Source organism: Kribbella sp. NPDC031520 (assembly GCF_055580825.1).
Map to the genome: position 1 here is coordinate 275,680 of NZ_JBVIKS010000002.1, position 23,471 is coordinate 299,150.

Sequence of the window (23,471 nt, forward strand, 5' to 3'; positions counted from 1 at the left end):
CCATCATGGCGCGACCAACCCGACGCCACATCAGGCCCGTCCAACCGGACCAGCCCTCCGGGCACGACCAGGAAGAGGCAGCCGGCCAGGACCGGGCGGGTCAACCGATGCGCTGGCTGCCGAGCGAACCGTTGGCCCACCTCGAAGTCCTCTATCGGCGGATGAACCAGCTGATGCGCAACCTGGCCGAGGACGTCGACCTGCGCTCGTGGCGGTCCCCGGTCGACATCGAGGAGACCGACGACGCCTACCTGGTCGAGATCGACCTGCCCGGCGTGCCACGCGACACCCTTGTCCTCGAGTGGAACGACCGCCGGCTTACCCTGCACGGCGAGGTCGCAGACCGGGAACGGACCGGCATCCTGCACCAGCAGGCCCGCCGTACCGGACCGTTCGACCACACCGTCACCCTGCCCGGCGCCGTCGACGGCGACAAGATCGAGGCCACCTTGACCGACGGCGTCCTCGCCGTCCACGCTCCGAAGGCCCAAGCCGCCGAAGGTCGCCGCATCGAGATCAGCGACCCGCCACCAGCGGCGTCATCGACAGATGCGCCGAACGCGACCGGAGGCAACCCAGCCGGCGACCCGCCACCCGAGGCCGGGTGAGCGGGAACCGCATCGATTCCGGGAGGCCGGTAGCCATGATTGTGGTCGGACTCATCCTCATTGCCGTCGCCGTGGCGTTCGGCTTCGGCGTGGCCGCCTCGTCCGCCGACGACGCGACTCTCGAGGTCTTCGGCGCCGGCCTCGGCGTCACCGTGGCGGGCGTCTTCTTGGCCGGCGCCGCAACCGCGGCCGTGCTGGTCCTCGGACTCTGGCTGCTCAAGAAAGGCATGGGCCGCGGCTACCGCCGCCGCAGGGAGGTCCAAGAGCTACGCCACCAGGTCGACGCCATGCCGACCACAGCCACCGAACGCGCCGGCCAAGACAGCGCTGCCGACAACTCCGCTGCCGATCAGGCTGATGCCCCACCGGATCCGTCGACGCAGCGGCCTGCCAACCCATAGGCGCGGCCCCGGGCTGAAGCGCCCTTCGCACCCCATGGTGCGCCCTGGCGCCGCGTTGCTGACCTGATCGTGCTCGGTGCCTGGCGGCCGAGGCCTGCCGTGGATGGCAGTCAGGATCTTTCCCGGTCCTCCAGGCCAACCGCCTTGCGGAGCTCGGCGACCTCGTCATGCAACTGCGGTGACTTCTCGGCGGTCGCGGTCATGAGGTCGGCGAGTCCGTCGGCGATCGCGTTGAGCTTGTCCTGCACTGCTTGGTTGGCTCTGGTCTGGCTGTTCTGCAACAGCGCCACCATCAGGAACGTGACGATCGTGGTGAGCGTGTTGATGATGAGCTGCCAGGTGTCGATGCTGCCAACGAGCAGGTAGGTCGGGGCCCAGATCACCACTACCAGAACGCAGCCTGCGAAGAACCAGGCCCGCGAGGCGACCTGCGAGGCACGGGTGGCGAACCGGTCGAAGATGCCGACCTTGCCGGTGACGTCGGAGGGCATGTGTGGTGGATTCGCAGCGATCTGGTGCTCGGTTGGTGTCATATCGGCATCTTCGCCCCGCTGCACGGAAATGCGCGTCACTCCGGCCGGTCAAACGCTGCGGAACGGGAGTAGCTTGGAGTCACCACGCAGGCGACTGAAGTCGGCCTGCGTGGGCCAGTTGCCCCAGACCCCGGCTGCACTCCGTGGAGTGCTATCGCAAGGGGTGGGGTTCCTGCATGGTCCGTTGGCCGACAACACCGGGCGGTCCTCGCCTCATCCTCCCCGGGAACCGCACCTCCCTTCTCGATGCCGCGAACCGGCCTGCCACGCCCGCATGGACGGCCGCGGATCTGATGAGGTCCCGGCAACGGGAACTCCAGGTCGACGCTGCGGGGTGTCGAACCTCTGTCGGGAGCGCCGCCGCCCGGCCGGCGGCGCCTGACCCGGGCTCAGCGAGGGTCCGGTTACCAGACAAGGAGAACAACCATGGGCACTGTGCTCTGGATCATCGCGGTGATCTTGGTGATCGCCGGGGTCGTGTCGCTCGTGCGTCGTCAGTTCGTGCTGGGCGCCGTCCTCATCATCGTCGGGCTGCTGGTCGGCCCGGGCGGCGTGAGCCTGTTCACCTGAGTCCCTGCGCTGACGAGTGTTCGCGGCGGACGCTCGTCAGCCGGCGTTTGGAACGGGGCGTTAGGAGCGATGTGAAATGACTTCCCCTGAGGTTGCCACGGGCGCGGCGCGGACCGCGGGCGACAAGGCCGAACAGGTTGGCGGCTGGGCGCAGCGCAGCAGCATCTACCGGGGCCTGGTCACTGTCGGCCTGATCGCCTACGGCGTGGTGCACCTTATGATTGCGTGGATCGCCGGCCAGTTGGCGTGGGGACGCACCAACGAGAAGGCCTCCCAACAGGGCGCGTTACAGGAGCTCGCCGGCAAGCCGTTCGGCGGTGTACTCCTGTGGGTGGTCGCGGTCGGCCTGTTCGCGCTGGTGATCTGGCAGGTCGTCGAGGCCGCGGTCGGGCACCGCGACAAGCACGGCAAGGAACGGGTCGGCAAGCAGTTGTCGTCGGTCGGGCGCGTGGTGGTCTACCTTGCGCTCGGCCTCAGCGCGGCCATGACGGCCACTGGATCCTCGAACGGCGGCAATGAGAAATCCGCGACCGCCAAGCTGATGGCTGCGCCGTTCGGCCGCGTCTTGGTGGCCGCCGTCGGGCTGGCGATCCTCGCAATCGGTGCCCGCCACCTCTACAAGGCGGCCACCGCGAAATTCACCGACGACCTGACCAGTGGCGTCGGGCCGGGCACCGTCGCCCTCGGTCGCTCCGGCTACGCCGCCAAGGGTGTCGCGCTCGGCATCGTCGGCGCCCTGTTCGGCTGGGCCGCGCTCGCCCATGACGCGAGCAAGGCCGGCGGCCTCGACCCCGCGCTACGCACGCTGCGCGATCAGCCCTACGGCCGGGTACTCCTCACCTTGACCGCACTGGGCATCGCCAGCTTCGGCGTCTACTGCTTCGTCTGGTCCCGCAACGCCAAACACTGACCCCGAGTAGCAGATCGAGCGTCGATCACGATCGCCACCGTCAGCGCCGCCAACAGCTCGACCCCGACGCTGTGATTCTCAACGCCGGGGCCTGAGTGGCCTACCCTCCGGGGAGCCGGCCACCATGACTGACCCAGTGCCCCAATGTCGGGGCTTCAGACAACAATCCGCCGTACCGAGCGGCGGCGATGGGGTTTGCTCGTGTTCTTCTCAACTAGACACCAGCTTCTGGGGCCGGGCTGGGAGCCACAGCAGTAGCTGCTCGAAGACTGTCGCTACTTGCTGTGCTCGATGGACTGCGACAGGGACAAATCCAGGGAGCCGTCGATCACCGCGGCGGCGACCGCGCTGAGGTGGCGCCCGTTGCGCCGCGCGTAGGCGCGCAGCACGGCGAACGCCGCGTCCACCCCAACCCCGCTTCGCTCAGCCAATACTCCTTTGGCCTGTTCGATCAGGATGCGGCTGTTCAGCGCACCCTGGAGTTGTTCGGCGACGAGCTCGCCGTGACGGACTGTGCGTTCCTGCAGCAGACCGATGGTGGCGACATCCGACAGGGCCTGGCCGACCGCGATGTCGTCGTTGCTGAGGTTGGATTGGTCCCGGCAGAACAGGTTCATCGCCCCGATCACCTGACCGCGCAGCCGCAGCGGCAGGGCGTGCACGGAGCGGAAACCGGCCGCGGTGGTCGCCGCCTGGAAGCGCGGCCAGCGGGCCTGCACCTCGGCCAGGTCGACGTTCACGACCGGCTGCCCGGTGGTGAAGCAGTCCAGACAAGGGCCTTCGGAGTTCTGCAGCTCGAACAGCTCCAGCACCCGGGTCTGGTCTGTAGTGGAGGCCACCACCTGCAGCTGGCCTTGCGGGTCGACCAGGATCAGACCGGCGGCGTCGGCCTGCAGCAGTTCGACGCTGCGTTCGGTCAGCGTGTGCAGGAAGTCGATGACGTCGAATCCTGCGACGAGGGTGTCTGCGAGCTCGACGAACACGCCGGCCAGTCGCTGCTGCCTGCTCATGGCACTCTCCTTCCTGACGGGATCGCCGTGTCCGGGTGGTGTCTATTCATGATGATCGTCTTCGGGCGCGAAACGTAACTTCCGGGCGACCACATCCCTGGCCACGTCTATCAGTGGACGTTCACTGCTGTAGGCGTGGGCCTGGAGACGCAGCAGGGCGTCAGCTAGCCCGATGCCGGCCTGCGCCGTGATCATCCCGGTCGCCTGATGAATCTCACGGCGGCTGTCGACGGCCTCCGCCAGCTCGGGGTGCAGCGGCTGGCCCGGTGCGGTCGTGTCCTGGAGGTACAACAAGATCGTGGTGGCCGCCTCGGCGAAGGCCAGCGCCTCGGCCAACTGGGACCTGTTCAGCGGACCGGTCGTGTCGCGGTACAGATCGAGCATTCCCAGCCGGATCGCACCGACCTGCAGTGGGAACGCGAACACGGCACCGATACCTGCCTCGAGAGCGGCGGCGGTGAAGCCCGGCCACCGCGACGGCCCGGTGGCGGCCAGGTCGGACTGCAGCACCGGCTGCCCGTAGTGCGAGGCGTCCACGCACGGGCCCTCGCCGAGGGTCGCCTGGAGATCTTCCATCACCGCGGCCGGCCCGTCCGTGGCCGTGATGGTGCCGCCGTGGCCGGTCGCGGTCATCAATGCCAACCCCACTCCACTGACCGGTATCGCCACGGCACAGGCAAGGCATAGCCGGCCGGGGAGTCCGCCCCCCTCGCCGGCCGTGACGTCGGCCAGGATCTGCCGAACCCGCAACGATGACACCTGCCCACACCGCCCTCCCGCTCCGGATCGCGAACCAAGGCCGACCCGCCGATCAGCTGATCACTGGGGATCGATCGGCGGCGCCGGGTGGTGGCCTGGTGGGAAGCCGGCGGGTGGTGACCAGCTCGTTGGCCACGATGTGGAGCTTGATGTTGTTGTCTTGCGAATAGCGACGCAATACTGCGAAGGCTTGGTCGGCGTTGATCGCGTAGCGTTCCATCAACAGCCCTTGGGCTTGGCCGATGATCGTGCGGGACCCCACTGCCTGTGCCAGTGTCGCCGCGTGCTGGACGGTCGCGATCGCGACGGCGGCGTGCAGGGCGAGCAGGCGCGCGGCGGCGTCATCGGTGGCGGTGAACTGGTCCGGACTGGTCCGATAGAGGTTGAGCGCGCCCAATGTCGACCGGGTAGTGCACAGCCAGACAGTGAGCACACTGCGCAGACCCAGCTCGGCCACCCCTGGACTCCAGCGCGGCCACCGCGCGTCGACGACGGTGTCACAGACCAAGACGCTGTCGTGCTCGCTGCTGACCGCGACACAAGGCCCCTCGGCGTACTCCAGCTGGAGCTGGTCAGCCTGCTCCACCCGCCGGTCAGTGACACCGGCCGTCTGCAGATCTTTCCCGGGCTGAATCAGGACAACTCCGGCGCAGTCGCATCCGGGGGCGCGCAGCGCGTACTCCAGGACCCGATCCACCGTCGTGGCCATGCTCGCCGCGTCGTACAGCCCCACCGCTAACTGCGCGAACCCGGCAGCGACCACGACCGCCGTCGCCGGCAAACTTGAACTGGGACGGTAACTGTCAGCCGCAAGGGGCTGATGATCCGCAGCGCGTATGACAGACATGGGCCCGACTCCCTGCAATAACACTCCAGTGGAGCGCCGCCGGGTCTAGGGCAGCCGAACACGCCGCTCCGAATTTCAGCGGTGTGTGACACCTCGAACGATACCGCCAATCCGCACCCACAGCGCCACTGAAGTCCCTCGCCGTACAGCAGGTTCGAACGCCCAGTCGTGCTGCGTCCCCAGGCCGAGCGCAACGGACGGAACTGCCTCGCTGTCCAGCCCGCCCGAACGCTCCCGCGGAGGAAGGTCTGGCCGGCCGCCGGGCATCTGGGCGCCGCGAACCCGGCCTTCCTTCATCCGGCGGCGATCTTCCGCGAGATATACCCCGAGCAACCCCTGGTGGATCACGAGAAACACGCTCGCCTGCAGCCAGGTCATCGTGGTGAACAGCAAGACGGCATAACCGCAGAGATGGACGCCGAGCAGAGCCATCTCTGTGGTTCTCGCCCGGATGCCCGGCTTCAGCAGGGCACGGACGCTGGAAACCTGCCGGTTGAGTGCCTCGAGCAACAACAGGGGGAAGAACAACCAGGCCTGGTGACGGCGTGGTCGGTACGTCCGACACGATGGTGCTCGAGCTCTAGCCGAAACCGCGGACGCGGAACTGCATCACGCGGTACGGCCAGCCGTCGTTCGTGTTCCACTGGCTGACCGACAGGTGCAGGTCCGACAGGGTCGACCCGGGGATGACGTAACCGCCGTACAACTGGGCCACGTGGTTGTCGTCCTCGGAGCCCCACGCGCCGCCGTAGATGAGCGTTTGGCGGTACGCGGTGTAGAGGTTCGAGGTCGGCGTGTCCATGATCATGCCGTCGATCCGGTAGTCGCCGGCGTTGAACCAGGTCAGTACCCACTTCCCGCCGAGCGGCCGCAGGCTCATCTCGCCGAAGCTGCCGTCGAGGATCGGCGTGGCGGGGTTGCCCCACGCCCAGACGCCGTCGCGGTAGCCCCAGGGCTCGTACGCACCCGGGTTCGCGATCTGCTCCTGGCGGACGCGCTTCAGGATGATCGGCTTGTTCCGCTGGAAGCCGGTCGAGTAGACGTACACATACCCGTCGTTCCCGAGACCCCAGGTGAGCAGCTGGAACATCCCGCCGTCGATGTTCGGGTCGAACTTCGCGCCGGTGTGGTACCAGCTCGCGCCCGAGTCGTCAGAGCGCCAGATCTCCGTCCAGACGACGTTTCCGAGGCCCTTGTTGACCATCGCGTGCAGGTACATCGAGCCGCCGATGGTGATCACGTCGGACGGCAGTACGGTCGAGAACGTCGGGTTGTCGTGCGGGTAGTACCAGAGCTGCTGCGCTGCGTCTCCCCCGACCGCGCCGGACCACTTCACGCCGGTGCTCAGGTCCGAGGTCGTGGACCACAGTGCGACCGGCGAACGCCACCACCCGCCGCCGACGTAGGCGTCCTCGAAGGTGTCTCCAAACATGAACAGCAACCGCCCGTCCGGCGTCCGCGCCGGAATCCCGAGATCGGTCGCCGCCATCCGGAACCGGTCCGTCAATCCCGGCCCGGTCAGATCGGCCACCTTGTTGGTCAGCACGGCCAGCGTGCTCGCCGTTGCGCGGCCCGGTACGGCGGCCAGCACACCGGCACCGACGGCGGCCTTGAGGAACGTGGATCGCTTCATCATCTGTGGTGACTCCCAGCATCAACGGGGGCGGACTGATGGGAAATCGATTTCTGCCACACCATCCCGCACCCCTGCCGAGAAAGTCAAGGGGCGATCAGACGTCTTTGTGCACCCACCAACCACCCGGACGGGCTCGGGATGGTTGGTGCGTGCACAAAGACGTTGCGTAGGTCAGCTCGGGCCGGTGGCTACTGGGCGGGTGGGGTCGGTGATCCATTCGGACCAGCTGCCGATATAGACGGTGGCGGGGATGCCGGCGGACTCCAGGGCGAGGGCTTCGTGGGCGGCGGTGACGCCGGAGCCGCAGTAGACGGCTACCTCGGTGTCTTCTGTGACGCCCAGGGCGGTGAACCTCTCGCGGAGGTCGGCGGGCGGGCGGAAGTGGCCGCTTTCGGTGACGTTCGCTCCTGTTGGCGCGTTGACGGCCCCGGGGATGTGCCCGGCTACCGGATCCATCGGTTCCACCTGACCGGCGAACCGCTCCGGAGCCCGCGCATCCAGCAAGATCCCCTTCGCAGCCACCGCCGCAGCCCCATCCGCATCCAGCACAGGAATGTGTCCAGGAGTCGCAATGAGACCGCCGACAACTTCGCCGGTGCTCCCGTCAGCACCGGCGGAGTTGGTGTTGGGGCCGGTGTGCACAATTGGCGGGGGTTCGGTTGTTGTCAGTTCTCCGCCGGATGACTTCCAGGCTGCTAGGCCGCCGTCCAGGACCTTTACGTTGGTGAGGCCGTAGTAGCGGAAGGTCCACCAGGCTCGGGCTGCGGACATGGAGTTGTTGGCGTCGTAGACGACGACCGGGGTGTCGGCCGCGGTGATACCGAGACGCGCGAACGTCGCCGTCACGGTGGTTGCGTCGGGCAACGGGTGGCGGCCGGGCCCGGGTGGGGCGGCGAGCTCGGTGTCGAGGTCGACGAAGTACGCACCGGGCAGGTGACCGGCGTCGTACGCCTCCTTGCCGGGCGGTCCCGCCAGGTTCCACGTGATGTCGGCAAGCACCGGCGCGGGCTCCAGCGCACGCAACTCGGCAACAGTGATCAACGGACTCATGAAGCGGCTCCTCCGAACGGCAGGACCTCGGGTGACAGGGTGGCGCGGGCGCGGGCCTGGGTGAGGCGGCGCCGATGGTGCCGGCGGCAGAGGACCTCGTACGCGGGCTCGTGGTCACGCGTCACCATGTCACCCACCACCAGCTGCTCGCCCTCGGTCACCATCTCCCCGCCGATCGTACGGGCGTTGTGCGTGGCGCGTTCACCGCACCAGCACAACGCCTCGACCTGGAGCAGCTCCATCCGGTCCGCGAGTTCCACCAGCCGGGCCGAACCCGGGAACAACGTCGCCCGGAAATCGGTCAGGATCCCGAAGCAGAACACGTCGATCTGCAACTCGTCGACGAGCCGCGCGAGCTGCTCGATCTGCAGCGGGCTGTAGAACTGCGCCTCGTCGCACACCACGTAGTCGATCCGGCCGCCGTGCGTCAGCTCGCCGACCACGTAGTCCCAGAAGTCGAACTCCTCGCGCACCTCGACCGCCTCCGCGGACAGCCCGAGCCGCGACGACAGCACCGAATCCCCCGCCCGGTCGTGGCTGGTGAAGATCCGCCCGAGCCGGCCACGGGCCCTGTGGTTGTGATCCATCTGCAGCGCGAGTGTCGACTTGCCGCAGTCCATGGTGCCGGTGAAGTACAGGAGCTCAGCCACGGGCGATCATCCTGCCAAGTCAACGGCTCGGCGCGCACTCCGGGGTGTGTCGGAGGGGTGGCTTGGTTCCTGAGCCCCCGTTCAGTTTGAATGGAACGTGCGCAAACCCCTCCTCCTCGTTCTCGCGGTCTGCCTGCTGGCCGTCTCCGCCGCCCTTCCGGCCGCCGCGGTCCCGGAGCGGATCGAGGCAGGGCTGCGTGCGTACTTCGTGATCACCGATCCGGGCCAGACCGGCAAGGTCACCGGCGCCGTCACCCAGAACGGCGGCACGGTGTACGCGACGTACGACGCGATCGGGGTGATCGTCGCGCACTCGACGGCGACCGACTTCGCGGACAAGATGCGCGGCGTCGACGGCGTACAGAAGGCCGGGGCCACCCGTACGTCGGACCTCCCGGCCGACGCGGCCAACCCGGGGGTCCCGGCTGCCGTACCGGAGGTCGCGACGGCCCAGCCCGAGGGTGACCGCACGGACATGACGCAGATCGGCGCGGACCGCGCCTGGGCGCAGAACCCGGGGTCGAAGAACATCACGGTCGGCGTCCTGGACACCGGCGTCGACGACCAGCACCCGGACCTGAAGGCGAACTTCGACGCGACCAGGTCGGCCTCCTGCGCGTACGGCAAGGTCGACCCGCGGCCCGGTGCGTGGCGGCCGGTCGGTGAGCACGGTACGCACGTCGCCGGCACCATCGCCGCGGCGAAGAACGGCGTCGGCATGATCGGCGTCGCGCCGGGCGTGAAGGTCGCGTCGATCCGGATCGCGGAGCCGGGCAGCCAGCTGTTCTTCCCGGAGAACACGGTCTGCGCGTTCATGTTCGCGGCCGACAAGGGCGTATCGGTGACGAACAACAGCTACTACGTCGACCCGTGGCTGTTCAACTGCCCGAGCGACAAGGACCAGGACGCGATCGCCGAGGCGGTACGACGCGCCGTCGCGTACTCGGACTCCAAAGGCGTCGTGAACGTGGCTGCCGCCGGCAACGAGGACTACGACCTGGCGAACAAGACCGACGACAACACCAGCCCCGACGACACGACCCCGGCCGACCGTCCGATCACCAACGACTGCCTCAGCCTGCCGACCGAGCTGCCGACCGTGGTCGTCGTCGCGTCGGTCGACCCGAACAGCCTGAAGTCCCCGTTCTCGAACTACGGCGAGAACAAGATCAACCTGGCCGCGCCCGGCCAAGCGGTCTACTCGACGGTCCCGGGCGGCGGCTACAAACTGCTCGACGGTACGTCGATGGCGTCGCCGCACGTCGCCGGTGTCGCGGCCCTGATCCGCAGCGTCGACCCGAAGCTGACGCCGGCCCAGGTCCGCGCGAAGCTGGCGCAGCAGGCCAACGACCTGGCCTGCCCGGCGGCGGGCGCGGGTGAGTGCACCGGGTCCGCGGGCAACAACTCGTTCTACGGTGAGGGTCTGGTCGACGCGGCCGAAGCGGTTGGAGCCGCGCCCGCTCAGCCGCAAGGCGCGATCGCGGTCACCCAGCCGTCCGACCAGCTCGGCGTGGGAGGCATCCCCGCGATCCCCCTGCTGATGAAGGGCACCGGCGGCACCGGCGACATCAGTTACACCGCCGTCGGACTTCCGCCCGGTCTGACGATCGAGAAGACGCGCGGCTGGATCACCGGCGTACTCGCCCCCGGCGCCGGCCGCTACAAGGTGACCGTGACCGCCCGCGACGGCGAGGCGAAGACCGCGACCACCACGTTCTGGTGGAGCGTCTGGAGTTTCTAGTACCCCGCGTCGACGAGCAGCGGGATTTCCATCTCGTCGGCGGTCAGTGAGCCGTGCAGGCCGATCAGCCCGGCTTCCTGCGCGTGTCGGCGGCTCGCAACCAGGGCGATCGGTCCGAGTGCCGCGACGATCACGTCGCCGAGACGAGGTGAGACCCGGTCCTCGACGGTCGCACCGAACCACCCGCGGTCGACGGCCTCTGCCCGTGACAGCACCAGCGCCTTGTCACCGACGCGATGCCGGTACGTGGCCAGTACGTCGGCCTCCGCGCCCGGTACGCAGTACAGATGACGGAAGCGGGACTCGCCGCCGATCAGGCTGACGCCGTCGGTCAACGCGGGCTCGGCGTCCAGGTCGACGCGATGTTCGGGCGCGACGTCGATCATGCCGTGGTCGGCGACGACGAGCAGTACGGCGTCGCGTGGCAGCGCGGACCGCACCTGCTGGGCGAAGGTGTCGGCCGCGATCAGCTCCTTCTGCCACTGCCAGGAGTCGCAGCCCTGCTGGTGGCCGATGTAGTCGAGTTGCGAGTCGTACACGTAGATCAGTGACGACTGCCCTTCACGACTGGCGAACCGCGTCGCGTCGAGCCGGTCCTCGACGGTGTCGGCGCCGCGATGCGCAGTACCGCGGAACGCGGCCGCCGTCAGCCCCGACTTCTCGAACCGCACCTTGCTCACGTTGCGCGTCGCAATCCCGGCGGCCGCGACGCGGTCGAACACCGTCCCGTGTGGCTGCCAGAGTCTCGGGTCGACCGGCGCGTCCCATTGCAGCGCGTTCAGCAACGCGCCGGTCTCCGGGACGATCGACGTGTACCCGACGATCCCGTGCGCGCCGGGCGGCAGGCCCGTACCGAGGCTGGTCAAGCTCACCGCAGTCGTCGACGGCACGCCCGCGGTCAAGGACCGGCCGGCCAGCGACGACAGGTACGGCGCGGCTTCGGCGTACCGCTGGAGCAGGTTCCAACCCAGGCCGTCGAAGAGCAGCACGGCATACCGGGAGGCGGGTGGCAGGCCGAGGATGTTGGACTCCCCCGGCACCGACAGCGCGCCGGCCACCGACGGCAGGACGTCGGCGAGCGCGCCACCGCCGTACTGCGGCGAAACCGGCTCGATCACGGCACTACCTGGTGGTCGCGAACGAGAGCGCCTTGGCGAACTCGAGTACTTGCTGGATCCCGGCCGGGCCGTCGGCGGCGGCGCTGACCCGCAGCGAGATGTCGTCGGCCGCGACCGAACCGGTGTAGCCGTGATCGGCCTCGCAGTTCGGATCGGCGCAGACGGCGGGCTCCAGGTCGACCCGGTTCACCATTCCCCAGCCGATCGTCAGCACCACCTCGCCGCTGCCCGCGACCGCGGGGTCGGCCTTGCCCGAGGCATAGCCCGCCGGGTTCGGTACGACGCGGTTGACCACCACCGCGTTCACCCGGTGCAGCGGGATCGCCTCGGTGGAGGTCGACGCGTACGGCGCGCGGATCAGCTCGTCGGCGGCGTGCTCGTCGGTGTGGCCGACGATCAGCCGGGTCGGGGTCAGCGCCAGGATCGTGATGTGCCGCCGGACCTCGTCCCGGTCGAAGGTCGGCTCGTGCTGGAGGACGTAGGCCCGGATCGGTTCGCCGGCGAACGCCACCTCGAGCGAGTCCGTCACCACGTCGGGGTAGTAGCCGCACCGATCGATCGCCGCGCGCAGGTCGGCCGACGCGTCCGCGAGCTCCGGTGTATTCAGGTCACGCATGCACTCATCCTTGCACGATCGCGCCCCGGGCTGGTTCACCCTTGTGGATAACCACGCTCAGTTGGCACTTGCCTTCCGTAACACCGGCGCGCCCGCAGCACCCGCGACCGCGACCAGGACGAGGCCTACGATCACCTGCCCGAGCAGCAGAATCAGGCCAGAGCTGCCCTGCGTGATCACCTTGCCGCCGCTCAACGCCAGCCCGCACAGAGCACCGAAGCCGACCACGGGCAGCCCGACGCCGAGCACGGGTACGACAGCGGCGAGTCGTGCGGCTCGCTCGATCACCTGCAGCGGTACTCCGGAACGCCGCAACGCGCGGGCAGGAGCTGCCTGGTCGAGCGCAGTACCGACCGCACCGGCCGCTGTGGACGCGGCGACGGTCAGGAACACCAGCGAGAGCAGCAGTGCGACGCCGATACGCATGTCGTGGAAGCTCGGGTCGTCCTTGCCCGGCGGCATGAACACCGAGATGAACCCGGTGACGAACCCGGACAGCACCAGCGCTGCCACCGGCCGGAACGCGCCCTTCGGGTCGTCAATAAGGCGCCGTCCGGCCAGTAGCGTCACAGCACGGTTCGCGTTGCCGGCCATGATCTTGCCGATCACCTGGACGGCGAACGGTCCGATGATGCGTACCGCGAGAGCGGCGAAACCAACGCCGATCAGCACCGGTACGAACGCGCCTCGCAGGCCGTAGTACCCAAGGATCGCCGGACCGATGACGAGAAGACCCAGGCGAATCGCGTTGACGCCCTTGCGGGTCTGGCCGCGTACGACACCCAGCGGCGTGATGCTTACCCGCCCCAGGCCGATGAGCGCGCTGATGACGGACAGGATCGGTACGGCGACCAGTACGACGAGGACTGTCCACCACTGGACGGTGATGTCACCGAGGTACCAACGGCCACCGCCCAGCGGGATCTGCGCGATCAGCGGACTCAGAACGGTGTAACCGACGACACCGACGACTGCACCGGCAAGTCCAAGCACGGCTTGTTCTACAGCGCTTAGCCAGAGCACCTGGGTACGCGTGGCACCGGCCAGGCGCAGTGCGGCAAGTCTGTGTTCACGGCGCTTGGCTGCGACGCCGGCTGCTTGTCCGACGAGGCTGAGGATCGGGAACAGTACCAGCGTGATGCCGAAGGCAACGGCGATCAGCAGGCCGAGCATGCGGCTGTCCCACACCTTGTCGTGCCAGCTGCTCACGTACTGCGGGTGCTGGTCGGCAGGGATCGTTCGGACGCCGCGGATGACGATGTACTCCTCCGGCGACGACAGGCCTTTGCTGCTGATCACCCCAGTCGGCTTTTCGACACCGAACTGCTTGCTGAGGCTGGACCAGTGCTTGGCGACCTCAGGCGACACGAACACTTCACCCGGCTTCGGAGCGTGGTCGAGGCCAGGTGGGGCCGGCTCGCTCGGCCTGAGCACTGCGAGGTCGAGCACGCGGAGGCGGTGGCCGTCGACGCTCTGCTCGTCGTCCAGGTTCAGCATGCCGATCGCTGTCGCCGGGTCGGCCTTGTCCGCGCTGCGCCAGCCGATCCGCTCGGACCGATGCGTCAGCCCGAGCGACCCCGCGATCAAGAACGTCACCAGCAACGCCACGACCGCGGTTGCACCGAACGCGGCCAGGTTCGCTGCACGTCCGCCCGGTCCCGGCCGCCGTACGAATCGCAGGCCGAGCTCGGTCATCGGGCTCATCGCACGACTCCAACCGACTCGCTCATGCGGCCGTCGACGATGTTGAGCGTGCGGTGGCACCGGGCGGCTACGGCATTGTCGTGGGTTACGACTACGACTGCGGCGCCGCGATAGGTCGCAGCGCCGACCAGGAGCTCGATGACCTGGGAGCCGGTGGTCGCGTCCAGAGCTCCGGTTGGCTCGTCGGCGAACACCACCTGTGGTTCGCCGACCAGGGCGCGGGCAATGGCCACTCGCTGGGCCTGCCCGCCTGAGAGCTCGCCTGGACGGCGTCCTACCTCGGCAGCCAGGCCTACCTGCGCCAGCATGTTCCGGGCGCGTCCGATGGCCTCACGGCGGTTCAGACCGTCAACCATCAGCGGGAGCGCTACGTTCTCGTCTGCGGGCAGTTCCGCGAGCAGCTGGTTGTCCTGGAACACGAAACCGAGCCGACGGCGACGTAGTACCGTCCGGGCCGCATCGTTCAGCTGGTCTACGCGTTCGCCGCCGAGCCATACCTCACCCTGGTCCGGGGTGAGGATGCCGGCGAGTACGTGCAGCAGCGTGGTCTTGCCGTTCCCGCTAGGGCCCATCACGGCGAGGGCCTCGCCGGAACGGACCGCGACGTCGACGCCGGCCAGACCGACCACGCTGCCGTAGTACTTGACCAGTCCGTGACCGCTGAGCACAACCTGGGGACTCTGGAGGTTCATACCGCAGAGCCTTCCGTGATCTCGCCTTACGGGCATCGGACCACAGACCGGTCTTGCGGAAGCCTTCGGGTGCCTTTCGGCGCTCCGGCGTACGACTCAGGTCGTAGGCCGGAACGCCGACGGGTACGCGTCGCGGTAGCTGGGGATCGTGCCCGTCGGGGTCTCGACGGACTCGGCGTTGAGCATCGCGTGGACGATGGCGCGGGCCAGGGTCCGGGAGCCGGCGGCGTACACGGTCTCCAACTGGCCGAGGGCGGTCGGGTCGGTGACGCTCAGGCGCGGCTGGTCGGTCGTGGTGGACAGCGCGAAGATGCTGTCGCCGTCGACGAGGGTGTGGATCGGGTCGATCGCGCGGGCGAGCCCGTCGTGGGCGATCATCGCCATCCGCTTCGTCGCGGCCTTGTCCAGCGGTACGTCGGTGGCGACGACGGCGATCACGGTGTTCATCGACGGGCCGGGGATCAGGTTGCGGCCGGGTTCCACCAGCGGGGGCGTGTCCGTGGGTGTCCGCAAGTGGGCGAACTCGTCGCCGAGACCGAGGCGGGCGCCGTACAGGTTGCCGTCGGCGTCGATCGCGGAGCCGGCCGCGTTCACGATCACCAGCGCGCCGACCGTCGTACTGTCGTCGAGCCGGACGCTCGCCGATCCGACGCCGCCCTTGAGCGACCGCGCCCGCGCACCGGCCCCGGCGCCGTGGTTGCCCAGGGCAACCGGTCCGCCGGTGGCGACGGCGATCGCGTCGGCGCCCCAGGACGGTTCCGGGCGGGCCTTGAAGTCGCCGCCGCGGGCCAGGTCGAAGATGACCGCGGTCGGCACGATCGGGACCACGTCGTACTCGCCCTGGCCGACCCGCACGCCCTCGCCGCGCTCCTCCAGCCAGCGCATCACGGTGCCCGCCGTGTCGAGCCCGAACGCACTGCCACCGGACAGGACGATCGCGTTCACACCGCCGTTCGAGTTCACCGGCGAGAGCAGGTCGGTCTCGCGCGTGCCGGGTGCACCACCGCGCACGTCGACCGCCGCGACGGCAGTCGCCGGGACGTGGACGACGGTCGTACCGGTCAGGTACGGCGGGTCGAGCCGCTCGACCTGACCTACCAGGATTCCGGGGACGTCGGTGATCGCGTTGTGCGGGCCAGGCTGCATACGGACGATCCTAAATCCGGTTGCAACGCTGTTTAGCGTGAAAGGTATGAACGCCGATCAGCTGTGTGGTCTGCTGGCCGAACCGTCGAGGTTGCGGACGTACTCCGCGATCGTCCTCGGTGCTTCCACTCCCGAGCAGGTCGCCGGGAGCACGGGACTCGCCGCGCCGGTCGTGGTGAAGGCGCTGCAACGGCTGACCAAGGGCGGGCTGATCGCGGCGAGCCGGGACGGCTTCACGGCGGACGCCGGCGTGTTCAAGGACGCCGTACGGGAGAACCTGCCGGAGCGGGTGCCGCTGGATCCGGATCCGGCACGCGACAACATCCTGCACTCCTTCATCCGGGACGGCCGGCTCACGCACTTCCCGACCTACCCGGACAAGTACCAGGTCGTTCTCGAGCACATCGTCCAGACCTTCGAGCCCGGCCGCGAGTACCCCGAGTCCAAGGTCAACGAACTCCTCAACCGCTGGCACCCCGACCACGCAGCCCTGCGCCGCGGGTTGGTGGATGGGCGACTGCTCGACCGGGAGAACAGCGTCTACCGGCGGACTAAGTAAGCCGGCGAGCCGGCATGTCCTGGCGGGGCTTCTCGTTCGGGGCTATCCGGACGCGGGTGTCGAGGACGGTGGCGCCTTGGGCGGAGACCAGGACCGAGCGGAGGTCCAGGCGGACCACCTCCTCCAGGTCCAGCGTCAGGCGGGAGACCCGGTGGAGCAGATCCTCGATGGCGGAGATGTCGACCGGGTCCGAGCCGCGGTAGCCGTACAGCAGCGGCGCCGCCTTCACCTCGCGGACCATCTCCGCCGCGTCCCGCGTGGTCAACGGCGGCATCCGGTACGACCGGTCGCCGAGCAGATCCGTCGCCACCCCGGACAGCCCGAACGTCACCACCGGACCGAACGACACGTCCTCGATCGTCGAGATGACCACCGGCACCCCGGGCGGCGCCATCTTCTGTACGACGAACTGCGCCCGCGCCGGGTCCGACGCCACCCCGAACATCCGCGTCATCTCCGCCCAGGCCGCGCGCATGTCCTCCTCGTCGTGGATGTGCCGCCAGATGTCGGCCAGGTCCGGCCGCATCCGCCACTGCTCCGCGGTCGCCTTCAGGATCACCTCGAACCCGAGGTCCGCGGCCCGGGCGACCGCCTCGTCCGCGCTCAGCACCGGGAACGCCGGCAGCACCGAGATCCCGTAGAAGTTCAGCAGCCGCTGCCGGTCCGCCTCGTTCAGGTCCGCGCCGGACGGGTGCCGCTGCAGGAAGTCCGCGACGTAGTCCTCCGCTCCGGCGGTGTCGATGTCGGGCAGGTCCGGGATCCGGCTGTCCGACCGGCGCCGCCACTCGCCGTACTGCGTGGCCTTCGCGAGCGCGCCCACAGCGTACTGCGGGTTCAGGAACGACGGGATCGAACCGCGGGCGGCTCCCCCGTCCTCGTCCGGGACGCGCAACTCCTCGGGCACGCTGCGGGACGCGAGGAACGTCGACACGACCGGCTTGTCCGAATCGGCGGCCGCCGCGGCGAGCACCTGCGCGATCTCCCCGCCGTTCGACTGCACCGGTGGCGTGTAGATCACCACGACAGAGTGCACCTTGTCGTCGGAGAACACCTCGGACAGGGCGAGCCCGAAGTCGGAGGCGGTCGCGTCGGGGCTCAGGTTCCGCGGCTCCCCCGCGACCTCCAGCCCACAGCCCGCCATCGTGTCCAGCGCGAGCAACGTCAGGGCGTCGGAGTTCGACACGATCGCGACCCGGCGCCCCTTCGGCAGCGGCTGGTGCGCGAGCAGCTGGGCGACGTCGAACAGCTCACCGGTGGTGTCCACGCCGATCAGCCCGCTCTGCCGGAACATCGCTTCAATCGTTGCCGGCGGCAACTGGCTGCGCCGGATCATCTGCCCGACCGGGACGCCCTGGGTGGCCCGTCCCGACTTCAGCGCGATCACCGGCTTGCGGCCGGCCAGCCGGCGCGCGACCCGGCTGAACTTGCGCGGGTTGCCGAGCGACTCCAGGTACAGCAGTACGACCTCGGTGGCCTCGTCGGAGTACCAGTACTGCATCAGGTCGTTGCCCGAGACATCGGCCCGGTTGCCGGCCGACACGAAGCTGGACAGGCCGAGACCACGTCCGACCATGTCGGCCAGGATCGGTACGCCGAGTGCGCCGGACTGGCAGAAGAACGCGACCCGCCCCTTGCTCGGCATCAGCGGCGACAGCGTGGCGTTCAGCGAGACGCCGGTCGCGGTGTTGATCAGGCCGAGCGCGTTCGGCCCGATGACGCGCATCCCGTACGACCGTGCCAGGCCGACCAGGTACCGCTGCCGCTTCCGCCCCTCGTCGCCGATCTCGGCGAATCCGCTCGACACCACGACCAGCCCGCGGACGCCCTTCGCCGCGCAGTCGAGTACGACGTCCGCGACCATCTCGGCCTTGACCGCGACCACCGCGAGGTCGACGGTGTCCTCGACCTCGCGGATCGTCGGGTACGCCGGGACGCCCTCGATCTCGTCGGCTTTGGTGTCGGTGTTGACGGCGTACAACCGGCCCGGGAACCCGCCGTCGCGCAGGTTGCGGAGGAGAGCGTTGCCGATCGTTCCCTCGCGCCGGCTCGCACCGATCACCGCAACCGAAGCAGGCGTCAGCAGTCGCGCGATCGACAGTGCCTCGGACCGCTGCTCGCGGGCCTGCATCACCCCGAACGACGTGTCGGTCGGCGCGATGTCGAACTCGACCATGATCACGCCGTCCTCGAACTCCCGGGCGACCTTGTACCCGGCCTCGGTGAAGACCGTGATCATCTTCCGGTTGTCCGGCAGCACCTCGGCGACGAACCGGTGGATGCCGTTCTCCCGGGCGGCCTGCGCCAGGTGCTCGAGCAGCAACTGGCCGAGCCCACGGCCCTGGTGCGCGTCCTCGATCAGGAACGCGACCTCCGCCGTGCTGCTGCCGGTGCCCTCGTAGCGGCCGACGCCGATCATCTCGTCACCGACCGTGACGATCAGCGCGAGCCGCTGGTGGTAGTCGACCTGCGTGAATCGCGCCACGTCCCGGTCGGACAGTTCCGGGTACGGGGCGAAGAAGCGGTAATACTTCGAGGTCTCGGACACCCGGGAGTAGAACGCGACCAGCAGGTGGTCGTCGGCCGGCGTGATCGGCCGCAGGTGCGCGGTCGCGCCGTCCCGCAGCACGACATCGGCCTCGTACTCCGCCGGATAGCCGTCCGGGAGCTCGTGGTCATACTGGTCCGGCACCTAGACAGCGTACTCAAACAGGCACAACGGAGGGCGGGAATTTGGTCGAGCGGATCGCGCCGGTCCTGGTGTTCCTGATCGCGGTGACCGTGATCGCCGAGCTGGCCGACCAGGCCAAGGTGTTCGACGTCGCGGCCCGGGAGGCCGCCCACCTTGCCCGTGGCCGGGTCTGGCGGCTCTGGCTGCTCGTCGTCGCACTCGCCACCGGGCTCACGATCGTACTGTCGCTCGACACCTGCGCCGTGCTGCTGACGCCTGTGGTGCTGTCGATGGCGCGCCAGTTGGACATCCCGCCGAAGCTGTTCGCGTTCACCACCGTGTGGTTGGCCGGTACGGCGTCCCTGTTGCTGCCCGTGTCCAACCTCACGAACCTGCTCGCGCTGCACCCGTTCCGTGAGCTCGGCGTGAGCTACCTGTCCGTCAGCTGGCGTCCTGCGATCGCTGCGATCCTCATCACGGTCGCAGTGCTCGCGGTGCTGTTCTACCGCGATCTGCCGCGGAAGTACGTCGTACCGCCGACTCCTCACGTCGAGGACAAGGTCCTGTTCTGGGGTGCCACCGCAGTCTGCGTGCTGCTCGGTCCCGCGTTCGTCTCAGGTGTCCAGGTGGCGTATCCGGCCAGTATCGGAGCGCTTGTGCTGGTCGGTCTCTTCGCCGTACGGCGCCGTAGCGTGCTCAAGTGGTCGCTGCTCCCGATCAAGCTGGTCGTGACGGTAGTGGTGCTGTTCACGGTCGTGGGCTTCCTGAGCTCGCACGGGCTCGAGGACGTACTGCGACGCGTAGCCGGGACGACTTCTGAGTTGCGGCTGAGTGCGACGGCTGCGGTTGGCGCGAACCTGTTCGACAACCTCCCGGCGTACCTGGCGATGGAGCCGGTCGCCTCGGACAGCCCGCACCGCATGCTGGCGCTGCTGATCGGCGTGAACTGCGGCTGCCTGCTCACACTCTGGGGCTCACTCGCGACACTCCTCTGGCGCGCCCGCTGCGACGCGGCGCGGGTGGACGTCTCCTGGTGGTCGTTCCTGTGGCGCGGACTGATTCTGACGCCACTCGTCGTGGCAGGCGCCGTACTCGCCCTGAATGGGTAATGTGCGCCTCATGGCGACGGAGCAGAGCACCTCGGAGATCACCCGGGAGTTCCGGGAGGCGCGGGACTTCCTCGTGGCGCACCGCGACGACTACGAGACCGCGTACCGGGACTTCAGCTGGCCGCAGTTCGAGCGGTTCAACTGGGCGCGGGACTGGTTCGACGCGCTCGCCGTCGAGCAGCCCGAGGTGGCCGCGCTGACGATCGTCGAGGAGGACGGCGAGGTCAGCACGCGGACGTACGCGGAGATGGCCGAGCGTTCCCGCAAGGTGGCCGGCTGGCTGACCGCCGCCGGCCTGAACCCGGGCGACCGGGTGCTGATCGTGCTCGGCAACCAGGTCGAGCTGTGGGAGACCATGCTCGGCTGCATCCGCGCGGGCGCCGTGATGATCCCCGCAACCACACTGCTCACCGACGCAGACCTGGCCGACCGGATCTCCCGCGGGAACGTGCGCGCCGTCGTCACCAGCGGCGCCGACGCTTCTCGATACGCCGGCATCGCCGACCACTGCATCCGCGTCGCAGTCGGGGAACCGGCCGAGGGCTGGCTGCACTTCCCGGACTCCGAGAACTACGACGGCCCGGTCCCCGAGGTCGACACGGCGGCGGGCGACTCGCTGCTGCTGTACTTCACCTCCGGTACGACGAGCCAGCCGAAGCTGGTCGAGCACACGCAGGTCAGCTACCCGGTCGGGCATCTGTCGACCATGTACTGGATCGGCCTGCAGCCCGGCGACGTACACCTGAACGTCTCCTCCCCCGGCTGGGCGAAACACTCGTGGAGCAACGTGTTCGCGCCGTGGAACGCCGGCGCGACCGTGTTCCTGTACAACTACACGCGCTTCGACGCCGCGAAGATGCTCGACGTGCTGGCGACGTACGGCGTCACCACGTTCTGCGCACCGCCGACGGTGTGGCGGATGCTGATCCAGGCCGACCTGTCCGCGGTCGACGTACAGATCCGCGAATGCATCTCCGCCGGTGAACCGCTCAACCCCGAGGTGATCGACCAGGTCCGGAACGCCTGGGACATCACGATCCGCGACGGGTACGGGCAGACCGAGACGACCGCGCAGATCGGGAACCCGCCCGGCCAGCCGGTGAAGCTCGGCTCGATGGGCCGGCCGCTGCCCGGGTACAGCATCGCGCTGATCGACCCGTCCACGGACGAGATCGGAGACGACGGCGAGATCTGCATCGAGCTCGCGCCCGCGCCGGTCCCGCTGATGCGCGGGTACCGCGACGCCGCCGAGCTGACCGCCGAGGTGATGCGGAACGGGTACTACCACACCGGCGACGTCGCCGGCCGCGACGAGGACGGCTACATCACGTACGTCGGACGCTCGGACGACGTGTTCAAGGCCAGCGACTACCGGATCTCACCGTTCGAGCTGGAGTCGGTGCTGATCGAGCACCCGGCGGTGGCGGAGGCGGCCGTCGTACCGTCGCCGGACCCGGTGCGGCTCGCCGTACCGAAGGCGTACGTCGTACTCGCGGCCGGGCACGAGCCGTCGCGGGAGCTCGCCGGGGAGATCCTGGCGTTCTGCCGCGAGCATCTGGCACCGTACAAGCGGATCCGGCGGCTCGAGTTCGCGGAGCTGCCGAAGACGATCTCCGGGAAGATCCGGCGGGTCGAGCTGCGCGCCGACGAGGCGGCCAAGGTGGAGAGCGGCGACGCCGGGCAGACGTACGACGAGGCTGACTTCAGGTAAGTGACCTTCCACACCGGACTGGGCTGGTCGGCCCTCGTCGTCCTGCCACTACTGATCGCGATCGGCGTCGGCGCGTCCCGGTACGCCGGGCTGCGGCACGACAAGGGCATCGTCACCGCGGCGCTGCGGGCTGTCGTACAGCTCGCGGTCGTCGGCGCGGTGGTCGGCGTCGCGCTGCAGCACACCGTCGGCGCGCTCGCGTTCGTACTGCTGATGTTCGTGGTCGCGACCGTCACGAGCACCCGACGGCTCCGGCAGACCGCGGTCATCCCGCGGCAATGGACGTACTGCGCGGCCGCGATCGGCACCGGCGCGTTCGCCGTACTGCTGCTGCTCATCCTGCCCGGCGTGGTCCCGCGGAACCCGGCGAGCATCCTGCCGATGGGCGGGATCATCGTCGGCGGCGCGATGACTGCGACCACACTCGCCGGGCGGCGGGTGCTGAGCGAGTACGGCACTCGGTACGGCGAGTTCGAGGCCGGACTGTCGATCGGGCTGATGCAGCCGGACGCGTTCAAACTCGTCGCTGGATCGGTTGCCGGTGATGCGCTGCTGCCCGCGCTCGATCAGACGCGCACGGTCGGGCTGGTCACGCTGCCGGGCGCGTTCGTCGGCATGGTCCTCGGCGGCGCGTCACCGGCACAGGCCGCGGCGCTGCAGCTCGTCGTACTGATCGGTCTGGTCGCCGCCGAGGCGATCGCGATCCTGGTCGTCACGGAGCTGTTGTCCCGGGCACCACTTCCGGACGGGCGTACGGTTACCTCATGAGTGACGACAAGGGCATCTTCAGCCGCATCGACGACCTGGTGGCCGAGGAGCACGAGCTCCGGACCAAGCACGCAGCCGGACAGATCGACAACACCGACGAGCAGTCCCGGCTCCGGGCTCTCGAGGTCGAGCTGGACCAGTGCTGGGACCTCCTGCGGCAGCGCCGCGCCAAGCGGGAGTTCGGCGAGAACCCCGACGACGCGCAAGCGCGCTCCTCGGACACCGTCGAGGGCTACCTGAACTAGAAACCGCGCAGTTTCTCCGGGGTGATCCGGATCAGGACCTTGTAGGCAGCATGGAACTGGTCCGGAGTCATCCCCAGACCTTTGATGTCACCGGCGTACTTCTCGTTGTACGCCGCCAGCGCGTCGCCGCCGAGCGGCTCGGTGTCGATCCGCGCCGTACCGGTGATCACGCCGACGTCCCCGCCGGTGTGGGTCGCGTTGAAGTTGACCGCGACCTGCGGGTGGGCGGCGATGTTGCGCAGTTTCGCCTTGTCCGGCTCGCTGCCGATCAGCAGCTCGCCGTCGTACCAGAGGAACCACACCGGGGTCGGCGCCGGGGTACCCGACTTCGCGACGGTGGTCAGCCAGACCACCCGTTCGTCGTCGAGCTGCCGGGCGATCCGCTTACCGAAACCGGTGGACGTGTCGATGCCGAACATG

General features: G+C 68.8%; 25 protein-coding genes. 10 read left to right on the forward strand and 15 right to left on the reverse strand.

The window, feature by feature from the left end:
* The first annotated feature begins 5 nt into the window (after positions 1-5).
* A complete protein-coding gene (locus ACZ5BU_RS09920; protein WP_465697240.1) occupies positions 6-608 on the forward strand; it encodes an Hsp20/alpha crystallin family protein in 603 nt (200 codons plus the stop codon).
* Between the two features lie 35 nt (positions 609-643).
* On the forward strand, positions 644-1,009 hold the full coding sequence (locus ACZ5BU_RS09925) for a hypothetical protein (protein ID WP_465697242.1): 366 nt from the start codon (positions 644-646) through the stop codon (positions 1,007-1,009).
* A 110-nt stretch (positions 1,010-1,119) separates the two neighbouring features.
* Here the strand turns inward: ACZ5BU_RS09925 and ACZ5BU_RS09930 are convergent, their stop codons facing one another.
* Positions 1,120-1,542 carry a low affinity iron permease family protein gene (locus ACZ5BU_RS09930; protein WP_465697244.1) on the reverse strand — a complete coding sequence of 141 codons (423 nt, stop codon included), beginning with the start codon at positions 1,540-1,542 and terminating at the stop codon, positions 1,120-1,122.
* A gap of 426 nt (positions 1,543-1,968) precedes the next feature.
* Between ACZ5BU_RS09930 and ACZ5BU_RS09935 the strand changes: the two genes are divergently transcribed.
* Positions 1,969-2,112 (forward strand): GPGG-motif small membrane protein, encoded by a 144-nt coding sequence (locus ACZ5BU_RS09935; protein ID WP_465697246.1) that lies wholly within the window; start codon positions 1,969-1,971, stop codon positions 2,110-2,112.
* 76 nt (positions 2,113-2,188) lie between these two features.
* On the forward strand, positions 2,189-3,022 hold the full coding sequence (locus ACZ5BU_RS09940; protein WP_465697248.1) for a DUF1206 domain-containing protein: 834 nt from the start codon (positions 2,189-2,191) through the stop codon (positions 3,020-3,022).
* 275 nt (positions 3,023-3,297) lie between these two features.
* Here ACZ5BU_RS09940 and ACZ5BU_RS09945 read toward each other — a convergent pair whose 3' ends face one another.
* From ACZ5BU_RS09945 to ACZ5BU_RS09975, 7 genes are all read right to left on the reverse strand, one after another.
* The gene (locus ACZ5BU_RS09945) at positions 3,298-4,032 is read right to left on the reverse strand and encodes a GAF and ANTAR domain-containing protein (RefSeq protein ID WP_465697250.1); all 735 of its coding nucleotides are present in this window, start codon (positions 4,030-4,032) and stop codon (positions 3,298-3,300) included.
* A 42-nt stretch (positions 4,033-4,074) separates the two neighbouring features.
* Positions 4,075-4,665 (reverse strand): GAF and ANTAR domain-containing protein, encoded by a 591-nt coding sequence (locus ACZ5BU_RS09950; RefSeq protein WP_465697252.1) that lies wholly within the window; start codon positions 4,663-4,665, stop codon positions 4,075-4,077.
* Between the two features lie 178 nt (positions 4,666-4,843).
* Complete coding sequence (locus ACZ5BU_RS09955) at positions 4,844-5,638, reverse strand: GAF and ANTAR domain-containing protein (protein WP_465697254.1); 795 nt, start codon at positions 5,636-5,638, stop codon at positions 4,844-4,846.
* Between the two features lie 75 nt (positions 5,639-5,713).
* Positions 5,714-6,166 carry a hypothetical protein gene (locus ACZ5BU_RS09960; RefSeq protein WP_465697256.1) on the reverse strand — a complete coding sequence of 151 codons (453 nt, stop codon included), beginning with the start codon at positions 6,164-6,166 and terminating at the stop codon, positions 5,714-5,716.
* Between the two features lie 52 nt (positions 6,167-6,218).
* Positions 6,219-7,274: a DUF4185 domain-containing protein gene (locus ACZ5BU_RS09965; protein WP_465697257.1), complete on the reverse strand. Its 1,056-nt coding sequence runs from the start codon at positions 7,272-7,274 to the stop codon at positions 6,219-6,221.
* 171 nt (positions 7,275-7,445) lie between these two features.
* A complete protein-coding gene (locus ACZ5BU_RS09970; RefSeq protein ID WP_465697259.1) occupies positions 7,446-8,324 on the reverse strand; it encodes a sulfurtransferase in 879 nt (292 codons plus the stop codon).
* Complete coding sequence (locus ACZ5BU_RS09975; RefSeq protein WP_465697261.1) at positions 8,321-8,974, reverse strand: thymidine kinase; 654 nt, start codon at positions 8,972-8,974, stop codon at positions 8,321-8,323. The genes ACZ5BU_RS09970 and ACZ5BU_RS09975 overlap by 4 nt, the downstream gene beginning before the upstream one ends.
* A 97-nt stretch (positions 8,975-9,071) precedes the next feature.
* Here ACZ5BU_RS09975 and ACZ5BU_RS09980 point away from each other — a divergent pair, with 97 nt between their 5' ends.
* On the forward strand, positions 9,072-10,715 hold the full coding sequence (locus ACZ5BU_RS09980) for a S8 family peptidase (RefSeq protein WP_465697262.1): 1,644 nt from the start codon (positions 9,072-9,074) through the stop codon (positions 10,713-10,715).
* Here the strand turns inward: ACZ5BU_RS09980 and ACZ5BU_RS09985 are convergent.
* The 5 genes from ACZ5BU_RS09985 to ACZ5BU_RS10005 all read right to left on the reverse strand — a co-directional run bounded on the left by ACZ5BU_RS09985 (position 10,712) and on the right by ACZ5BU_RS10005 (position 15,991).
* On the reverse strand, positions 10,712-11,833 hold the full coding sequence (locus tag ACZ5BU_RS09985) for an alkaline phosphatase family protein (protein WP_465697264.1): 1,122 nt from the start codon (positions 11,831-11,833) through the stop codon (positions 10,712-10,714). The two genes, ACZ5BU_RS09980 and ACZ5BU_RS09985, sit on opposite strands and share 4 nt — an antisense overlap.
* Before the next feature lie 4 nt (positions 11,834-11,837).
* Positions 11,838-12,449, reverse strand: a complete 612-nt coding sequence (locus ACZ5BU_RS09990; RefSeq protein ID WP_465697266.1) for a DUF5998 family protein — start codon at positions 12,447-12,449, stop codon at positions 11,838-11,840.
* Positions 12,450-12,506: 57 nt separating this feature from the next.
* The gene (locus ACZ5BU_RS09995) at positions 12,507-14,153 is read right to left on the reverse strand and encodes an FtsX-like permease family protein (protein WP_465697268.1); all 1,647 of its coding nucleotides are present in this window, start codon (positions 14,151-14,153) and stop codon (positions 12,507-12,509) included.
* Positions 14,150-14,845 carry an ABC transporter ATP-binding protein gene (locus ACZ5BU_RS10000; RefSeq protein ID WP_465697270.1) on the reverse strand — a complete coding sequence of 232 codons (696 nt, stop codon included), beginning with the start codon at positions 14,843-14,845 and terminating at the stop codon, positions 14,150-14,152. Before ACZ5BU_RS10000 ends, ACZ5BU_RS09995 begins: the two co-directional genes overlap by 4 nt.
* 96 nt (positions 14,846-14,941) lie before the next feature.
* Complete coding sequence (locus ACZ5BU_RS10005) at positions 14,942-15,991, reverse strand: P1 family peptidase (RefSeq protein ID WP_465697272.1); 1,050 nt, start codon at positions 15,989-15,991, stop codon at positions 14,942-14,944.
* 46 nt (positions 15,992-16,037) lie between these two features.
* Between ACZ5BU_RS10005 and ACZ5BU_RS10010 the strand changes: the two genes are divergently transcribed.
* Complete coding sequence (locus ACZ5BU_RS10010) at positions 16,038-16,550, forward strand: DUF2087 domain-containing protein (RefSeq protein ID WP_465697274.1); 513 nt, start codon at positions 16,038-16,040, stop codon at positions 16,548-16,550.
* Here the strand turns inward: ACZ5BU_RS10010 and ACZ5BU_RS10015 are convergent.
* Positions 16,543-19,239, reverse strand: coding sequence for a bifunctional acetate--CoA ligase family protein/GNAT family N-acetyltransferase (locus ACZ5BU_RS10015; RefSeq protein WP_465697275.1), 2,697 nt, complete (start codon positions 19,237-19,239; stop codon positions 16,543-16,545). The two genes, ACZ5BU_RS10010 and ACZ5BU_RS10015, sit on opposite strands and share 8 nt — an antisense overlap.
* Before the next feature lie 41 nt (positions 19,240-19,280).
* On the opposite strand from ACZ5BU_RS10015, the gene ACZ5BU_RS10020 reads away from it, so the two are divergent.
* The 4 genes from ACZ5BU_RS10020 to ACZ5BU_RS10035 are packed head-to-tail and all read left to right on the forward strand — an operon-like array spanning position 19,281 to position 23,051.
* Positions 19,281-20,327, forward strand: a complete 1,047-nt coding sequence (locus tag ACZ5BU_RS10020; protein ID WP_465697277.1) for an ArsB/NhaD family transporter — start codon at positions 19,281-19,283, stop codon at positions 20,325-20,327.
* A gap of 10 nt (positions 20,328-20,337) precedes the next feature.
* Complete coding sequence (locus ACZ5BU_RS10025; RefSeq protein ID WP_465697279.1) at positions 20,338-22,038, forward strand: AMP-binding protein; 1,701 nt, start codon at positions 20,338-20,340, stop codon at positions 22,036-22,038.
* On the forward strand, positions 22,039-22,806 hold the full coding sequence (locus ACZ5BU_RS10030; RefSeq protein ID WP_465697281.1) for an ABC transporter permease: 768 nt from the start codon (positions 22,039-22,041) through the stop codon (positions 22,804-22,806).
* Positions 22,803-23,051 (forward strand): DUF2630 family protein, encoded by a 249-nt coding sequence (locus ACZ5BU_RS10035; RefSeq protein WP_465697283.1) that lies wholly within the window; start codon positions 22,803-22,805, stop codon positions 23,049-23,051. The genes ACZ5BU_RS10030 and ACZ5BU_RS10035 overlap by 4 nt, the downstream gene beginning before the upstream one ends.
* Here the strand turns inward: ACZ5BU_RS10035 and ACZ5BU_RS10040 are convergent.
* Positions 23,048-23,470 carry a TIGR03667 family PPOX class F420-dependent oxidoreductase gene (locus ACZ5BU_RS10040; RefSeq protein WP_465697285.1) on the reverse strand — a complete coding sequence of 141 codons (423 nt, stop codon included), beginning with the start codon at positions 23,468-23,470 and terminating at the stop codon, positions 23,048-23,050. The two genes, ACZ5BU_RS10035 and ACZ5BU_RS10040, sit on opposite strands and share 4 nt — an antisense overlap.
* Between the last annotated feature and the right edge of the window lies 1 nt (position 23,471).

Coding starts and splice junctions, on each gene's coding strand:
- ACZ5BU_RS09935 (WP_465697246.1), top strand. CDS start 1,969: ATGGGCACTGTGCTCTGGATCATCGCGGTGATCTTGGTGATCGCCGGG.
- ACZ5BU_RS09920 (WP_465697240.1), top strand. CDS start 6: ATGGCGCGACCAACCCGACGCCACATCAGGCCCGTCCAACCGGACCAG.
- ACZ5BU_RS09955 (WP_465697254.1), bottom strand. CDS start 5,638: ATGTCTGTCATACGCGCTGCGGATCATCAGCCCCTTGCGGCTGACAGT.
- ACZ5BU_RS09925 (WP_465697242.1), top strand. CDS start 644: ATGATTGTGGTCGGACTCATCCTCATTGCCGTCGCCGTGGCGTTCGGC.
- ACZ5BU_RS10035 (WP_465697283.1), top strand. CDS start 22,803: ATGAGTGACGACAAGGGCATCTTCAGCCGCATCGACGACCTGGTGGCC.
- ACZ5BU_RS09970 (WP_465697259.1), bottom strand. CDS start 8,324: ATGAGTCCGTTGATCACTGTTGCCGAGTTGCGTGCGCTGGAGCCCGCG.
- ACZ5BU_RS10010 (WP_465697274.1), top strand. CDS start 16,038: ATGAACGCCGATCAGCTGTGTGGTCTGCTGGCCGAACCGTCGAGGTTG.
- ACZ5BU_RS09945 (WP_465697250.1), bottom strand. CDS start 4,032: ATGAGCAGGCAGCAGCGACTGGCCGGCGTGTTCGTCGAGCTCGCAGAC.
- ACZ5BU_RS09965 (WP_465697257.1), bottom strand. CDS start 7,274: ATGATGAAGCGATCCACGTTCCTCAAGGCCGCCGTCGGTGCCGGTGTG.
- ACZ5BU_RS09930 (WP_465697244.1), bottom strand. CDS start 1,542: ATGACACCAACCGAGCACCAGATCGCTGCGAATCCACCACACATGCCC.
- ACZ5BU_RS09995 (WP_465697268.1), bottom strand. CDS start 14,153: ATGAGCCCGATGACCGAGCTCGGCCTGCGATTCGTACGGCGGCCGGGA.
- ACZ5BU_RS09950 (WP_465697252.1), bottom strand. CDS start 4,665: ATGACCGCGACCGGCCACGGCGGCACCATCACGGCCACGGACGGGCCG.
- ACZ5BU_RS10005 (WP_465697272.1), bottom strand. CDS start 15,991: ATGCAGCCTGGCCCGCACAACGCGATCACCGACGTCCCCGGAATCCTG.
- ACZ5BU_RS10000 (WP_465697270.1), bottom strand. CDS start 14,845: ATGAACCTCCAGAGTCCCCAGGTTGTGCTCAGCGGTCACGGACTGGTC.
- ACZ5BU_RS10040 (WP_465697285.1), bottom strand. CDS start 23,470: ATGTTCGGCATCGACACGTCCACCGGTTTCGGTAAGCGGATCGCCCGG.
- ACZ5BU_RS09990 (WP_465697266.1), bottom strand. CDS start 12,449: ATGCGTGACCTGAATACACCGGAGCTCGCGGACGCGTCGGCCGACCTG.
- ACZ5BU_RS09940 (WP_465697248.1), top strand. CDS start 2,189: ATGACTTCCCCTGAGGTTGCCACGGGCGCGGCGCGGACCGCGGGCGAC.
- ACZ5BU_RS10025 (WP_465697279.1), top strand. CDS start 20,338: ATGGCGACGGAGCAGAGCACCTCGGAGATCACCCGGGAGTTCCGGGAG.